The 15,868-nt window shown below is 63.2% G+C and carries 13 protein-coding genes and 1 pseudogene; 10 read left to right on the top strand and 4 right to left on the bottom strand.

Translation table 11 applies throughout. From position 1 onward, the window contains the following. The first annotated feature begins 132 nt into the window (after positions 1-132). Genes SO180_RS13195 through SO180_RS13185 form a run of 3 tightly spaced genes read left to right on the top strand, consistent with a single transcriptional unit; the run spans position 133 to position 1,610 of the window. Positions 133-597, top strand: coding sequence for a YidB family protein (locus SO180_RS13195; RefSeq protein WP_449379255.1), 465 nt, complete (start codon positions 133-135; stop codon positions 595-597). A gap of 23 nt (positions 598-620) precedes the next feature. Then, positions 621-776, top strand: a complete 156-nt coding sequence (locus tag SO180_RS13190) for a hypothetical protein (protein WP_449379254.1) — start codon at positions 621-623, stop codon at positions 774-776. Between the two features lie 6 nt (positions 777-782). Continuing rightward, positions 783-1,610, top strand: coding sequence for a potassium channel family protein (locus SO180_RS13185; RefSeq protein WP_449379253.1), 828 nt, complete (start codon positions 783-785; stop codon positions 1,608-1,610). 61 nt (positions 1,611-1,671) lie between these two features. On the opposite strand, the pseudogene SO180_RS13180 reads toward SO180_RS13185, so the two are convergent. Then, positions 1,672-2,022 (bottom strand): annotated as a pseudogene (locus SO180_RS13180) (HAD family hydrolase); the annotation flags it as partial. Positions 2,023-2,132: 110 nt separating this feature from the next. Here SO180_RS13180 and SO180_RS13175 point away from each other — a divergent pair. From SO180_RS13175 to SO180_RS13145, 7 genes are all read left to right on the top strand, one after another. Continuing rightward, positions 2,133-3,365 (top strand): cytochrome P450, encoded by a 1,233-nt coding sequence (locus SO180_RS13175; RefSeq protein WP_449379252.1) that lies wholly within the window; start codon positions 2,133-2,135, stop codon positions 3,363-3,365. A 303-nt stretch (positions 3,366-3,668) separates the two neighbouring features. After that, entirely contained in the window at positions 3,669-7,346 is a 3,678-nt protein-coding gene (locus SO180_RS13170) for an AsmA family protein (RefSeq protein WP_449379251.1), read from the top strand. A gap of 198 nt (positions 7,347-7,544) precedes the next feature. After that, complete coding sequence (locus SO180_RS13165) at positions 7,545-8,666, top strand: DUF2336 domain-containing protein (RefSeq protein ID WP_449379250.1); 1,122 nt, start codon at positions 7,545-7,547, stop codon at positions 8,664-8,666. Positions 8,667-8,700: 34 nt separating this feature from the next. After that, positions 8,701-8,940: a hypothetical protein gene (locus SO180_RS13160; protein ID WP_449379249.1), complete on the top strand. Its 240-nt coding sequence runs from the start codon at positions 8,701-8,703 to the stop codon at positions 8,938-8,940. A gap of 289 nt (positions 8,941-9,229) precedes the next feature. Then, the gene (locus SO180_RS13155) at positions 9,230-10,963 is read left to right on the top strand and encodes a SulP family inorganic anion transporter (protein WP_449379248.1); all 1,734 of its coding nucleotides are present in this window, start codon (positions 9,230-9,232) and stop codon (positions 10,961-10,963) included. Continuing rightward, on the top strand, positions 10,960-12,393 hold the full coding sequence (locus tag SO180_RS13150; RefSeq protein WP_449379247.1) for a DUF2252 domain-containing protein: 1,434 nt from the start codon (positions 10,960-10,962) through the stop codon (positions 12,391-12,393). Before SO180_RS13155 ends, SO180_RS13150 begins: the two co-directional genes overlap by 4 nt. 82 nt (positions 12,394-12,475) lie before the next feature. Beyond that, the gene (locus SO180_RS13145; RefSeq protein ID WP_449379246.1) at positions 12,476-13,153 is read left to right on the top strand and encodes a hypothetical protein; all 678 of its coding nucleotides are present in this window, start codon (positions 12,476-12,478) and stop codon (positions 13,151-13,153) included. A 4-nt stretch (positions 13,154-13,157) separates the two neighbouring features. Here SO180_RS13145 and SO180_RS13140 read toward each other — a convergent pair whose 3' ends face one another. The 3 genes from SO180_RS13140 to SO180_RS13130 are packed head-to-tail and all read right to left on the bottom strand — an operon-like array spanning position 13,158 to position 15,779. After that, complete coding sequence (locus SO180_RS13140; RefSeq protein ID WP_449379245.1) at positions 13,158-13,658, bottom strand: GNAT family N-acetyltransferase; 501 nt, start codon at positions 13,656-13,658, stop codon at positions 13,158-13,160. A 27-nt stretch (positions 13,659-13,685) separates the two neighbouring features. Further along, positions 13,686-14,063 (bottom strand): nuclear transport factor 2 family protein, encoded by a 378-nt coding sequence (locus SO180_RS13135; RefSeq protein ID WP_449379244.1) that lies wholly within the window; start codon positions 14,061-14,063, stop codon positions 13,686-13,688. A 51-nt stretch (positions 14,064-14,114) separates the two neighbouring features. Beyond that, positions 14,115-15,779 carry a sulfatase-like hydrolase/transferase gene (locus SO180_RS13130; RefSeq protein WP_449379243.1) on the bottom strand — a complete coding sequence of 555 codons (1,665 nt, stop codon included), beginning with the start codon at positions 15,777-15,779 and terminating at the stop codon, positions 14,115-14,117. Between the last annotated feature and the right edge of the window lie 89 nt (positions 15,780-15,868).

Raw genomic sequence — 15,868 nt, 5'->3', positions numbered from 1 at the left:
GCTTCATTGATTCAGATCAAGACCGCGCCTGTCAAAGGCCCACTACGGTCGACCGGATCAATCCCGTGGCGATTTCAGATGCGCGGATTGGAGAATCCATGAGCTAAATCTGTCGATCACAAGGAGGGTGAAATGAGCCGTGGCATGCCATCGATGACTGCGCTCCTTGGAATGCTTGCCCTTGCGGGATATCAGAACCGGGACAAGCTGATGGAAATGTTCAACAACGCGACGGGCGCCTCGTCCAAGCCCGGCGGCGGACAGCCGCAGGCGCAAGGCGATTTGTCGAGTGTCTTCGGCGGTCTGCTGGGCGGCGGAGGCGCCGGAAGTCTTCTTGGTGGCGGGCTCAACGAATTGTTCGATCAATTCACGAAAAACGGACAGGGCGAAGCTGCCGAGTCATGGGTGGGGCCGGGCCAAAACAAGGAAATAGCGCCTCCTGAGCTCAAGCAAGCGATAGGTCAGGATGTTTTGGCGACGCTGGTAAAGCAGACCGGACTGTCGCAGGAAGAACTCCTTGCCCGACTTTCGCGGGAGCTGCCGACAGCCGTCGATAAATATACGCCGGATGGTCGTTTGCCTCCTCGGGACGCCTGATCACCGCATAGGGAAACAACAGGATGAGCATCGTATGGACCATCATTGTTGGATGTCTGGCGGGCGTCGTTGCGAAGATCATCATGCCCGCAAGCACTGAACCCGTTGTCGGAGCGGTCATCCTGCTGGTGATATGCGGATTCTTTGCCGGGAAGCGTCGAGCTGGCTGTTTGATCTGATCGGCCATGGCGCTTCCTCAAACCCCGGATAAACACGGGTTGCTCGACTCTGTCGCCAGCCCATTTGAGCTACTGAAGACCGGGATTCGGCAACTATATGAGGGCGAATCTTCCGTCGGCGTGCGGTTCAGGTACGCCTTGCTCCTGCTCGATGCCGTCACGGTCTTGTTTATCATCGTGACATCGTTCCTGCCTCGCAGCCGAGCCATTGAATCGCTCGACCTGGTGTTCGGTGTCCTGATCCTTGCGGATTTCTCGGCGCGTTTGATTATCAGCCGACATCCGCTGCAGGAGTTCGTCCGTCTGTCGACATGGACGGATATCGTCGTGATCATTTCATTTCTTGCGCCGCTTGCCGGAGAAGCTGGCGGCTTCCTGCGCACGCTTCGAACATTGCGATTGCTCCGCGACGTTCGGATGGTGGCGCGGCTTCGCACCGACAGCTCCTTCTTTCGGCAAAATGAGGAAGTTGTCTTTGCCGTGGCAAAGCTCGCCGTATTTATCTTCGTGATGACGGGCGTTGTCTACGAGACTCAAGAATCTCACAATAAACAGATCGCCAATTACGCCGATGCGCTCTACTTCACGGTCACGGCGCTGACCACGACCGGCTTCGGCGACATCACCCTGCCGGGAACGACTGGTCGCCTGATAACCGTTGTCATAATGATCTTCGGCGTGACGCTTTTCCTGAATCTCGCCAAGGCCCTGTTGGCGCCGGCGAAGGTGCGGTTTCCGTGTCCGGTCTGCGGCCTGCAGCGCCATGATATCGATGCCGTGCATTGCAAGGCGTGTGGCACGGTATTGAACATTCCTGACGAAGGCTCCGACTAGTCACATGCCGCCATGGTTGCAGAAGGCGTCGATGCCAGGGCGCAGCGAGCTGCATGTCTGAGCGGCCGTTGGTGACAATGCCGAGTTTGAAGGCGTTATGCCGAAGATCACGCAAGAGGTCAGCCGCTCCCTGCCGCAGACGACACTGTTTGGGAAATGAGAGCAGATAATCGCTGAGAAGGTTGTCGCAGGCGTGACGTGCTTGCGGAAACTCCTGGCTCAAGGCTTGGTAGACCTGATCCTTCCAGACTCTACCGCGCTCTTCGAGTTGAATGAAACGTTCTGCGAACCGGCAGGCGTCGGCTTCTCGCATAGCCAGGACTCGCCGTGCCTGGGAAAGGATGAAGACTTCAACACTGGCTGTACGATCATGGAGCGTGCCCTCCAGATCGAAGAAGACTGCACACTGCATTGCAACTCGATACAATAATGTATTGAGTTGCGGGATCTAGATGGTCACGCCGCACGTTTTCCGGCCCCGCGGCGTGTTCGATGTCATGCGGCGAACGATTTGAGGTCACCATGAACGAGCATGCGCAGCCGGCAGCAACCGATCCGCTGTTCAATCCACTGGCCCCCGACTTCATCAGGGATCCCTATCCCCATTACGAGCGGCTGCGCGCGGTCGATCCGATGCATCTGACCCCATTCGGCTCGTTCGTCGCCAGCCGTCATGCCGAGGTGAGCCTCGTGCTGCGCGACAAGCGCTTCGGGAAGGATTTCGCTGAGCGCTCGAGGCGCCGCTACGGTCCTGAGATCATGGAGGAGCCGGTCTTCCGGAATTTGGGTCACACGATGCTCCAGGCCGATCCGCCGGATCACACCCGGTTGCGCGGTCTCGTGGTCAAGGCCTTCACCGCGCGGCGCGTGGAAGACATGCGGCCGCGTATCCAGGAAATCGTCGATCAGACGCTCGATGCGATGATCGATCGCGGTCAGATGGACCTGATCGGGGATTTCGCCTTCCGTCTGCCGGTCACGATCATCTGCGACATGCTTGGCATCCCGGAAGAGCACCGCGAGGGGTTCCACAAGGGTTCGAGCGATGGTGTGCGAATCCTGGATCCTGTTCCCATGACGCCGGACGAGATCAAGCAGGGCAACGCACGCAACCTGATGGCGCAGATGTATTTCCACCAATTGTTCGAGCTGCGTCGCCGCAATCCGGGAGACGACCTCACGACCCAGCTGGTGCTGGCCGAGGAAGACGGCAACAAGCTCACCAACGAGGAATTGACCGCGAACATCATGTTGCTGTTCGTGGCCGGTCACGAGACCACCGTCAATCTCATCGGCAACGGCTTGTTGGCCCTGCACCGCAATCCGGACCAGCTCGCACTGCTGAGATCGCGGCCGGAGCTGATCACCAACGCGATCGAGGAGTTCCTGCGCTATGATTCCTCGGTGCAGATGACCGGGCGCGTCACGCTGGGGGATATCCACGATCTCGGCGGCAAGCGAATCCCCAAGGGCGAGAGCGTGCTGTGCCTCCTGGGCTCGGCCAACCGCGATCCGGCTGTCTATCCCGATAGCCCCGAACGCCTCGACATCCTCAGAGACAACGTCAAGCCGGTGTCGTTCGGTGGCGGCATCCATTTCTGCCTGGGCGCCCAATTGGCGCGCATCGAGGCCGAGATCGCCATCAACACCCTGCTCAGGCGGCTGCCGGACTTGCGGATCGACGATGTCCAAAACCCCGAATGGCGGCCGACCTTCGTCCTGCGCGGTCTGAAGCGGCTGCCGGCGAGCTGGTGATAGCCCTCACTGCTGTTTCTGGGAGCCCCCTCCTCATCCTGAGGAGCCCGCCTAAGGCGGGCGTCTCGAAGGATGGCCGCGGGCGGGAGCGGGGCCTCTACGGTTCGAGATGGCGCTTAGCGCGCCTCCTCACCATGAGGGTCTGATTGAGCACCAGCGTTAACCTCCGCGCGCAACAGTCGCTGTGACATTGCCACACTTGCCCCTATATAAGGGGCAGTTCCGGCGCGGCTTAGGCTTCGATTTGGCTTAGACGTAGGCTTGGGTTTGGCCCGGGTGCCGGTTTTGGCCGAGGGGAGACCCGTGCAGACGACGCTGCTCGGATTGGCGATTGCCTTCATCATTGCGCTGCTGGCCGCGCTGATCGGGCCTTACTTCATCGACTGGAACCAGTTCCGGCCCCAGTTCGAGGCGGAGGCGAGCCGGATCATCGGTGTCCCGGTGCGGGTGGCCGGCCAGCTCGATGCGCGGCTGTTGCCGGCGCCGACGCTGCGGCTGCGCTCGGTCACCTTCGGCGGCAACAACGACCTCGGCAAGCTGCGCGCCGACAAGCTCGACGTCGAGTTCAGCCTCTCTTCGCTGATGCGCGGCGAGTGGCGGGCCACCGAGCTCACGGTCAACGGCATGGCGGCCGACCTCGGCCTCGATGCCAAGGGCCGGGTCGACCTGCCGTCCACGGCGAGCGGCACCTTCAACTTCGCCTCGCTGGCGATCGAGCGGCTGAATCTCACGGGCCGCATCGCGCTTCATGATGCCGCCAGCCGCTCGACGCTGGAGCTCAGCGACATCGCGTTCGCCGGCGACGTCCGCTCGCTTGCGGGCTCGGTGCGGGGCGATGGCAACGTCACCCTGTCCGGCACGCGCTACCCGTTCCGAATCTCCTCCGGGCCGAGCCCCGACGGCACCGCCACCCGTCTCCACATCAATATCGATCCCGGCGAGCGCGCGATCCTGGCCGATCTCGAAGGCGTGCTGGCCTTTGACGGCCGGCTGCCGAAATTCGACGGCGCGCTCACGCTGGCCGTGCCTCCGCCCAAGGAAACGTCGAAGGAAACGTCGAAGGACAGGCCGGCAGCCCCCGCGCCGACGCCGTGGAAGCTCACGACGAGGCTCAAGGCCGATCCGTCGCTCGCAAAGTTCGACCAGATCGATGCGAGCTTTGGCCCCGAAGACACCGCCCTCAAGGTTGCCGGCGTCGGCGACCTCAAATTCGGCGCCGCACCCCTGCTGCGCGCGAATTTGTCGGCGCGGCAGCTCGATGCCGACAAGCTCGCGGCCAAGGACAATACCGAGCCGCTACGCATCCTGCCGGCGCTGCGCGCAGGGCTCGCCGCGATTCCGCAGGCGCCAATCCCGGCGCAGATCTCGTTCAGTTCCGAGCAGATCATGCTCGGCGGCCGGCCGCTGCAAAACATCGCCGCGGAGTTGCAGACCGACGGCAGGTCCTGGACCTTCCAGCGGCTCGATCTGCGCGCGCCGGGCATGACCCAGGTCGCGCTCAACGGCGCAACGCCAGGATCGGACAGCTTCAGCGGCCGGCTCAGCATCGAATCCTCCGATCCTGATACGCTTGTGGCCTGGCTTCAGGGCCGCAGCGAGATCAATCGCCGCAGCACGAAGCCGTTGCGCCTGAGCGGCGACGTCACGGTCGCCGCCAACCATCTCGCGATCGACAAGCTGAACGCCGAGATCGAGGGTGGCGCGGTCGAGGGCCGCATCGCCTTCGCGCAGACCGCTGCCAACAAAGGCTCGCGGTTTGATGCCGAGCTGAAGGCCGACCGGCTCGACCTCGACGCCGCCGCAAGTTTCGTGCGCGGCCTTGCCGGGCCGCAAGGCGAATGGCCGGACGAAGCCAAACTGTCACTCGACGTCGGCCGTGCGATCTCGGCTGGGCAGGAACTGCGGCCGTTCGCCGCCAAATTCGGTTACAGCCCGGCCACGCTGGCGCTAGAGCAGTTGCAGTTCGGCCAGGCGAGCGGCGTGACGACGGAAGCGAGCGGCAGCTTCGATCGTGCGCATGCGACCGGCAGGCTGACGCTGAAGTCGGCGGCCAATTCCCTTTCTCAGCTCACGGCCCTGATCAACCCGATCGCGCCGGCGATTGGCGCGCGCTTTGAGCGCCTCGACGCGCTGCCCGGGCCGGCGCGCCTCAAGCTCGACCTGAACCTGGACAAGAACGCCGAGCATGCCGACCGCACCAATGCGCGCGCCGCGCTCGATCTCGAAGCGCCGCAATTGAAGGGAACGGCGACGCTGTCAGCGCAGACGTTGGTGGCGGCGATCAACGGGCTCGACCTCGACAGGCTGCGCAACAGCGACTTCACGCTGGAATCAAAACTCTCCGCGCCGCAGGCGAGCTCGCTGTTGACGCTGTTCGGCCTCGACCGCGTGGTCGCGGCGGGCGAGGGGGCTTCGCAGGCAGAAGGCAAGGTGAGCGGCGTCTGGGGCCGGCCGCTTCAGCTCAACGCGAAGATCGCGGGAGGCGGACTGGATGCGGACGCGCAGGGCAGCGTCGAATTGTCCTTGCCCGATCCGAAGGCCAGCGTGAACTTGCGCGTGCGCAACGCCAACCTCGCGCCGCTGTTCGGGATCGGTGCGGGCGAGAAGTCAGCACAAAACGTCAATCTGTCCTCGCGCGTGACCTTGTCCGGCAACAGGCTGATCTTCGATGATCTCGACAGCGCCGCCTCGGGCTCGCACTTGCGGGGTCGTCTCGCGATGACGCTGGACCCGGAGAAAACCATCGATGGCGAGGTCGGGCTCGATACGCTCGATCTCGTGCCGGCCCTGGCGGTGGCCATCGGGGCGACCGGGCGCGACGCAGACCAGCCGCTCGCGGCGGGGCTTCTCAACGGCTGGCGCGGCCGCATTGTCTTCCAGGCCCTGCGCGGCGGTCTGCCCGGTGGCGTCGAGATGCGGCCCTTCAGCGGCGCGATCCGCAATGACGGCCAGTCGCTGGCACTGGATTCCCTGAAAGGCGGCATCGGCGGCGGCGAGATGACCGCAAGCATCGATGCACGTGACAGTCCCAACGGGCTGTCGCTGAACGCGCGCATCCAGCTTGCCAATGTCGATGCGACGGTGCTGCGCTATCGCAATCTCACGATGCCGAAGGGCCGCGCCTCGGTGCAGATGGCGCTGTCGGCCCAGGGCCGCAGCATTGCGGCGCTGACCGGCGCGCTCGCCGGCAACGGCACCGTGACGCTGGAGTCGGCCGAGCTTGCCGGGCTCGATCCGCGCGCCTTCGAGCTCGCGATCCGCGCCAGCGATGGCGGCCAGGTCGCCGACGACTCAAGGCTCAGGCAGCTCGTCGAGTCTGCGCTGTCGGCAGGCCCGCTGAGGATCGGCTCGGCGCAGATCCCGTTCACGATCCGCGACGGCCGCCTGCGCGTCGGCGCGACCACGCTAGAGGCAAAGAACGCCCGCGCCATCGTCTCCGGCGGCTATGACATTCCCGCCGACCAGGCCGACATCCGCGCCAGCCTGACGCCGATCATGACCGGCCTCTCCGGCGCGCCTCCGGAAATCCAAGTGTTCGCGGCGGGCCCGCCGGACAAGCTCAACCGTACCGTCGATCTCACGCCGCTGTCCTCGTGGCTGGCGGTGCGGACGATCGACCGCGAGACGCGGCGCCTCGACGCGATCGAGCGCGGCGAGCCGCCGCCGGCGACCGCGGCACTGCCGCGACTCGTGTCACCTGACGCAGCGCCCGAGCCGCCGCCGGTCGACGTGCCGATGCCCGGCCGCGATCCTCGACGCGCCCAGCCCAAGGCTAAAGTCGAGCCCAAGGCCGCGCCGACACCGCGCTCGTCACTGGCTGCACCGGGTCCTTCGGGCCCTTCGATTTCAAGCCCGCCGATCGCGAGCCAGCAGGTGGCGCCGCTGCCGCCGCCGATCGAGGTCAGGCCCGCGCCCGGTCCTCCGCCGCCAAGGCCCAAGCCGAAGCCGCCGCTGGTCCTGGTGCCGCAGTCCAATCCGTAAAACTCGCATGCTGGCGCAGGCGTGGGGCGTTGCGCGGGCGTAAAGCCATTCGCGTAAACTTTAGCGAATTTTGCTCGGAAAAACTGATTTGCCGATTTTACCGAATTCTCGCGTTTGACCGCTAGCGTGGTTCCCAGAGGAATTCGGCGTCCTGCCAAAGCGGACAGGACGGCCCGCCAAGAACTGGGGACATTCGCCATGAACGAAGCGAAATCGCTTCTGCAGGATCTGGACGACGCGATCGCGCGCGGCACCGACGAAAGCCGTGCACGTGCATTGTGGCATGCGACCGACCTGTTGATGACCGGCCGCTACAGTGCCGACGAGATCAGCATGTTCGGCGAGGTGATCGGCAAGCTCGCGGACGAGATCGAGGTGGCGGCGCGGGCGCAGCTCTCCGACCTGATGGTCGCCTGCGACCACGCCCCGCTCAACGTGCTGCATCAGCTCGCCTTCGACGACGAGATCGCGGTCGCCGGCCCCGTGCTGCGCGAGTCCGACCGGCTCGACGAGAAAACGCTGATCGAGAATGCCCTGAGCAAGGGGCAGGATCACCTTCTGGCGATCTCTCAGCGCAAGTCGATCGGCGAGGCCGTGACCGACGTGCTGGTCAAGCGTGGCAACCAGGAGGTCGTGACCTCGGTCGCCAGGAATGAGGGCGCACGCTTCTCGGGCTCCAGCCTGCTGCACATGGTGAGGCGCGCCGACGGCGATTCGATCCTCGCCGAGCAGCTCGGCCTGCGCAAGGACGTGCCGCGGCACATCTTCCAGCAGCTCATTGCGAAAGCGTCGGAGGACGTCCGCCGCCGGCTCGCGAGCGAGCGGCCGGAGATGATGTCTCAGATCCAGAGCTCGGTGACCGACGTCACCGGCGACCTGCAATCGAAATTCGGGCCGTCGTCGCGGACCTATTTCGTCGCCAAGCGCGTGGTGACGACGCAGCACCGCCAGGGCAACCTCAACCAGGATTCGATCTCGAACTATGCGCGCCAGCACCGTTTCGACGAGGTGCAGATCGGCCTGTCGCTGCTCTCGGCGCTGCCGGTCGACGTGATCGAGCGGGCGCTGATGGACCGCAATCGCGAGATGCTGCTCGTGCTGTGCAAGGCGCTGAATTTCTCGTGGGACACGACGATGTCGCTGTTGTTCCTCGGCGCCAAGGATCATCTGATCACTGCGCGCGATCTCAAGGACAACGAGCGCGAGTTCGGCCGCCTCAAGATCGAGACGTCACGCAGCATCCTGAAATTCTACCAGTCGCGCAAGAACAGCACCGCCGCCGATCCGACGGCAGGCCGCGCCGAACTCCAGATGCACTGAGCGCCATCGGGAAATCGAGAGGGGAGTATTTGCCATGTTGCCTCAATTCGGCACCGCAGCTCGCAAGAAACTCAACAAGTCGCTGAGCACCGACGCCGGCGGCGCGAAGCCCGACAAGGCCTCGGTCGACGCAGCGTGGCTCGTGCTCGAGGCCGCCAACGATCTCGGCGACCATGCCGCGGTGGAAGCCTGCCGCCGGGTGATCGACGCCGACCTCAACGGCACCGCCGCCGGCCGCTCCGACCTCGACCTCGTGCTGGATTATTTTCGGTAGGTCGAGAGAGCAGTCCAGAAGCCCGGATGGAGCGCAGCGCAATCCGGGACGGTCTGATCCGCCGGCACAAGATCCCGGATTTCGCTACGCTCCACCGGGCTACGCGCCCTTCTCGATAATCAGGGATTGTGGATGGAGCGAAACCCATCATCTCTCCCCCGATCAAGCACGCCACTGTCATCGTCCCTGGCTCCGGCTGGCGATCCCGGAGAGGCGGCGTTGATCTTGATCAATGGTTTGGGCTGAGAACCACATGCAATGACTGCTTCCGTCCGCGGACAGTTGGATCATGGCGATTTCCGGCCTCGTCTCGGTGCCTCACAGACTGCTTCCGATGCTCGATTGGATACCGGGCTATCGGCGCGAATGGCTGGTGCCGGACGCGCTTGCAGGTGTCGCGCTCTGGGCAGTGATGGTGCCCGAAGGAATGGCTTACGCCGGGATCGTCGGCGTACCGCCGATCATGGGGCTCTATACGATCGTACCGGCGTTGCTCGCCTATGCGCTGTTTGGCACGTCGCGCCAGCTCGTTGTCGGACCGGATACCGCGACCGGCCTGATCTCTGCATTGACGGTCGGCGCCGTCGCGGCGCACGGCACGACCGAGTTCAATTCCCTTACGTCCACCCTGGCCGTCATGATCGGGGTCCTCTTCCTGTTCTTCGGCATCGCGCGCATGGGATGGGTCGCGAGCTTTATCCCTACGCCTGTCATGCGCGGCTTCATCGAAGGCCTGGTCTACGTGACCATCATCGGCCAGGTGCCTCATCTGCTCGGGATCAGCGGCGTGTCCGGCAATTTCTTCGAAAAGCTCTGGCACGTCCTGCAGCATCTCGCGGAAGTTTCGCTCGCGCCGGCCCTGACCGGACTGTTGTGCCTCGCGGCGATGTTGTTGCTCCGTCATTGGGCGCCGAGCATTCCGGCGGCGCTCGTGGTCATGTCCTTGGCAACGATCCTGGTCGGACTGCTCGGAGGAGAGGCCGTTGGCGTACACGTCGCCGGCCATATCCCCTCCGGCCTGCCAGGGTTCACAATGCCAAACCTGGACGGTCCGGTCCTGCGCGAACTCGCGCCGGGCGCGCTTGCGATCGTCCTGGTTGGCTATGCCGAGGCTTTGGGCGCCGCGAAAGCGGCGGCCCTGCAGGATGGAAACGATATCGATCCGAACCAGGAGCTGATCGCTCATGGGCCTGCAAACATCCTGACCGGCCTGTTCGGAGGATTTCTCGTTGTCGGCAGCCTTTCGAAGACGTCGGTGGCCATGGCGGCTGGCGCGCGCAGCCAGATCGCCAACCTGATCGCCGCGGTATTCTGCTTCCTGACCCTGATCCTGCTGACACCGTTATTCCGAAACATGCCCGAGCCGGCGCTGGCAGCCATTGTCATTGCGGCGATGCTGCACCTCACAAAGCCGACCTACCTGCATGACGTGTTGGTCCGCAGCCGCTGGTCGTTTGCGGTCGCGCTTATCGTCATCACGGGCGAACTGACGTTGGGCGTGTTGCAGGGCATCGCGATCGGAGTCGTGCTGTCGCTCCTGAGGTTGATCTATCTGGCCAGCCGTCCCAAGGGCGCCGCGCTGGGACAACTGCCAGGCACGGAAGCCTACCGTGATGTCCGGGTTCATCCGGAAGCAATCACGTTTCCAGGGCTCCTGATCTGGCGCGTCGGCGGCGACCTCTTCTTCGCGAGCGTTGGTCACATCGGCGCCGGGCTGCGCGCCTCGATCGCGGCGCCGCCGCCGGTAAAACGCGTGCTCTTCGATCTCGCCTCGGTGGATTTCATGGATATCACCGGAGGTGATGAGCTGCTGCGGCTGGTCCGGGAGCTGCAGAAGAAGGGGATCGGCGTGGCATTCGTCCGCGTTCGTGATCCCATTCGCGAGGACATGCGGCGCGCCGGCATAGAAGCGGCCGTAGGGCCGGACGGATTCTATGAGCGCATCACGGACGGCGTGCGCGCCTGGCACCAGCGCGCCGGTGATTTCCCCTGCAGCGGTCGCAGCTCCGGGAGCCAATCATGAGAGTGGCCAATCTGCAGCCGCCGTCCACATTCTACCGCATGATCGAGGCGCATGGCGATCGTGCCCTGATCGACAGCTTCCTGCTGAAGCGGCCGTCCGTCAGAGAGCGCCTGGCGGCGGGCAAGGCGTTGCGAAAACAGGTTCCCCGCTCGGCGCAGGCTAACTTCGAGCCAGCAGCGAGGCGCGCGGATCCCGTCGACATTCTGGCGCAGCAGGATGCCGGCCGGGTCAAGGAGCTCCTGCCGATCAAATACGGCCGCATGCTCGAAAATCCCTTTGCATTCTTTCGCGGAGCTGCGGCCATCATGGCGAGCGATCTGGCGGGCCTGCCGATCTCAGGCACTGCCGTGGTTGGATGCGGTGACGCGCACGTCAAGAACTTCGGCGTCTATGCTTCGGCCGAACGTAATCTCATCTTTGCAATCAACGACTACGATGAAGTCTATGTGGCTCCGTGGGAATGGGACCTCAAGCGGCTGGCAGCGAGCGCGGCGGTGGCGGCGCAATGCCTCGGCGGTGACAGAGTGAAATGCGAACAGGCCGCCCGCGAATGTGTCGCCATTTATCGTGAGCGCATCTTTCGCTACGCTGAAATGGGCTATCTGGAAGTCTGGTATGATCGGATCGACGAGCGCGCCATTCTTGACGGCCTGCCGTCCAGGATGCGCCGTATAGCCCTCGACGTCATCGACAAGGTGCGACACATCCGGCCGCTCGAAAAGCTGACCGAGCAAGTGAACGGCAAGCACCGCTTCATCGAGCACATTCCCCTGATCGAGCGCACGACGCGGAGCTCATCCGGTACGCCCGCGCGGGTGTTCCTGGACCGTCTTCTCCAGGCCTACATCGATTCCATGACTTACGATCGGAGGCTGCTGCTGTCGCGTTACCAACTGGTCGATTTCGCGCGCAAGGTGGTCGGGATCGGAAGCGTCGGCACGCGGTGCTGGGTACTTTTGCTTCAGGGTGTCGACGAGAGCGACCCGCTCTTTCTCCAGATCAAGGAAGCACAACGCTCCGTGCTTGCGTCCCATGTCGGGATCAAGCTGCCCTTCGAGCACCAGGGGCGCAGGGTGGTGGTCGGCCAGCGACTGATGCAGGGATCGCCCGACATCTTCCTCGGCTGGGGACGGGCCGATGGACGGGATTTCTACGTTCGGCAGCTTTCGGAACTGAAGGGTGGGGCCGCACTCGAGGATCTGGAGTCGCTGCCCGACTATTGCGGCATGTGCGGCTGGGCCCTGGCACTGGCGCACGCCAAGTCAGGCGATGCCGCGACGATCGCAGGTTATTGCGGCAAGAGCGATGCACTAGATGACGCGATCGGCAAATTTGCGATCGGCTATGCCGGGCAGACCGAACGGGACTTCGAGTTGTTTGCCAAATCGAGGAGAACAGGCCGGATCAAGGTCGCATCGGTTCTTGCGTGACGTCTCCTCGCAGCAAGTGCCGGCCATATCGTGCCACCGGGATTTCGCGTCATCTTCGCCGGCCATCTGAGGGAGTTCTGCTATGCGCGATTCCGCTGACAGGGCAGGCGTGATGCACGCCCATTTGCGAACCCCGAGAGCCGCCGCGATCGCCGGTGTCGTGTTCTCGATCCTGCTCTTTGCAGTGTTTGTGCTGATGCGGCATTCGGTGCCGCGAGATCCCCTGGAAACGGGCGCCTGGCTGCATACCGGAGCTACCAACGTTTTGATCGCGTTGAATCTGGTGCCCTTTGCTGGAATAGCCTTTCTCTGGTTCGTCGGTGCGCTCCGTGACAAGCTTGGGGAGCGCGAGGACCAGTTCTTCGCAACCGTATTTCTTGGCAGCGGCCTTCTGCTCCTGGCGATGCTGTTTGCAGCAGCGGCCGTCGTGGGGGCGATCATCCTCGCGTTTCACGCCGCCCCCGAGGTCCTGGTCAATTCGGCGACGTTCCATTTCGGACGCGCGCTGGCCTACGGCATGATCAACATCTACGTGGTGAAGACAGCATCCGTTTTCATGATCACGACGTCGACGATCGGCGTCTACACCGGTTTCACGCCGCGCTGGCTGGCGCTTGGCGGATACGTGATCGCGGCGATCCTTCTGATCGGCAGCTACTATTTCGACTGGAGCATCGTGGTGTTCCCGGTCTGGGTTCTCTTGATCAGCATCAGCATTCTGACCGACAAGAATGCCGCGGCGACCGGGCAGGTCCGATGACGGGCTAGACCTGCTGGGCCCGGTAAATCACGACGTCCTCGCCGCGATAGATCGTGTGCCGCTCCAGGCTGAAGCTGGATTTCTCCAGCACGCGACGGGATGCGTGGTTCTCGACGAAAACCAGGCCGATAAGGGACGGCAGCTCGAGCCGTGCCAGTCCGATGCTCGTCAGCGCGCTCGCGATCTCGCTCGCCAATCCCTGGCCCCAAAGACTGCGCTTGAACGTGTAGGCGATCTCGGTCTCGTCGACGTCATCCACGAGAATATGCCGAATTCCTGCCCGCCCGGCGAACTCCCCCGTCGGCATTCTCAGCGCCCAGAGCCCAAAGCCGTGGCGGTCCCAATGGGCCATGTTGACTGCGAGATAGGCCTTCGTCGCCTCGGGAGAGCGCACTCCGCCGAGATAGCGGGACACCTCGGGGTCGAGGTGCAGTGCGACCAGGTCGGCGAGGTGACCTTCATGCAGCCGCTCGGCGGTCAATCTCTCGGTGCTGAAGGATTGCATGGAAGCAGACCGCCGCGCGCCGTCCATTCAAACGCGCGCGACGAGATGCGCACGCGACGGCGCTGGCTCGAACCGGTCGGCGAAATATTGCGTCTCGTGCGCCACCAGTCCTTCGCGGAACTCCATGATGCTCACTGCATAGGACGGGATATCATCATAGCTGAGCGTGAATTCAGTCACCCAGAGATCGCCGCTTCCAACGATTCGCCGGACCGCAAAGCGCTTCTTGTTCGGCTGCACGAACCGGCTCTCCCTGATGTTATGCCGGCCACGGATTCGCTCGCCGGATTGCGGATAATCAAGCACGGCATCCTCGCGGTAGATGTCATGCTCGACGTCGAAATCGCCGGCATCCGACGCATTCCAGTGACGCTCCAGCGCAAGCCGCTTGGTTCGGTCATCCATATGAACCTCCTGCATGGTGGCGCCGAGCAAAGCACGGAAAAATGCGCCCGGCTAGCGAGCGTGCCGAACGCGCGGTTTCAAGTCTATCAGGCCCCGATCCACGAGCGTGCGGTGGAATCGGCGTTTCCGTTCGGAGGCCGATGCAAAGTAGGATGCTCCGCAATCGTCAAGCAAGCTTGCACGCGTAGCGAATATTGGGTCAAGCGGGAGACCCGCACGTCGTAAGGCGACAGTTCCAAGAAACGCGATATCGAGGTCCGCGCCCCGTCCAGGCTCAAAGTGAGGGATGTTCAAAGCCTCGATCGCGTAAAATGTACGAAACGGACTCCGGCCGTCTCCCGGGCCTTCCAGGTGCCGATCGATCCGTCTCGTTAGCACGGGTTGATGGTCCCCATAGTGCACCACGAGAACAGGGCGCCCCGGAAAACTGCTTGCCAGCTTCTCCCTGAGCTTTTGCCAGGTCGAGGCGGTCTCCACGAGTCGCGCGTAATATTCAGCGTATCCGGCGTCGGGAAGGCTCGCCAATGCAAAGGCGCGCTCCCGCTCAAGCTGTCCGGGCGGCACAAGCCGCCGATTATGCGGACCGTGATTGAAGTTGGTCAGCACATAAAGAAATTGAGGTGACTGGTCGTTGGTAACCCTTTTGGTATGAGCGTCGATCACCGCCTGTAGAAATGTTGCATCGGAATTCGTCGCCTCGAAACGCCTGATGTCAAAGGGCAGCGGAAAGTCGTCGATGAAAATGCGTTCGTCGATGCCGATCGAGCTGTAAAATTCATCATAGTCGAGAAAGTTGCGGCGACAGCTCGATGTGAGTGTCGTCTTGTAACCGAGCGAGGCCAACGAGCGCGGCAGGCTGCTGTGGAACCGGCCGGCGCCTTTCCTGAAGAGGTAGTAGGCGCCCGAACCGAAACTGGCACTTGAAAGACCGGTCAGCAGGCTGAATTCGGACTGCCACGAGCCGCCACCGTAGATGTCCACGTTGAGGCACCCGGACTCCCCTTCTGCAGGAGACAGGAACGCTTCGAGGACCGGCTCGATCGGCAGCCCGAACATGCGCGGGTCGAAGACCGACTCGTGCTGGATGACGATAATGTCTGGACGGTCGCTGGAGCGCGCAGGCACCGCTTCCTTCAGCGGCAGCGGTTCGTTTGCGATATCGCTCAGAGCCAGCCCATTGAACTGTCGCCAGGACGCGGGGTCGACGAGCGAGGCCATGAAGGTGGAATAAAAGCACCGGCCTTGCGTCAGCGTCAGCCGCAAGGACGTGGCTCCCTTGATGGCGGAGACCTTCGCGAAGCCGATGAGCGCAAGGCAGAACAAGGGGATTCGAAAAGCGACGGAAATCGGAGATCCGGCGGCGTAGACCAGGATCGCGACGGAAGCGAAAGCGAGCAGGAATCCCGCGGCGAGAACACCCAACATCATGCGTGGGTATTGCAACACGAAGAACGGGACCGTGCCTGCAAACGCGAGCGGCACATCGGAAACGATCAGTTTGAGTGCGCTGTGTTTGAACTTCACGATCGATACACCGGCGATTGCGACTGCCAGCGTACCGGACAGCAGGATCGCTCTCTCGAAATCGGCAACGAAAACCAGCAGCAGAGCCGCGTTGAGGAAGAGCGCCGCGATCGCAAACAGCAGGTGTTCAACGCTGCGTTCCGTTAGCGCAACGACGCAGATGGTCGTCACAAGTGCCAAGGTCAAAGCCATGGGAGCAGAATGCCCTGAGCCTTCGATTTCTTCAATTCGGCTCTCAGGCTCTGATCGCCGCCCAGATCCTCCGCGGTCGGACCTCGGCG

It is taken from the genome of Bradyrhizobium sp. UFLA05-112, assembly GCF_053572325.1.
This window is presented reverse-complemented; position numbering and strand designations above follow the sequence as displayed.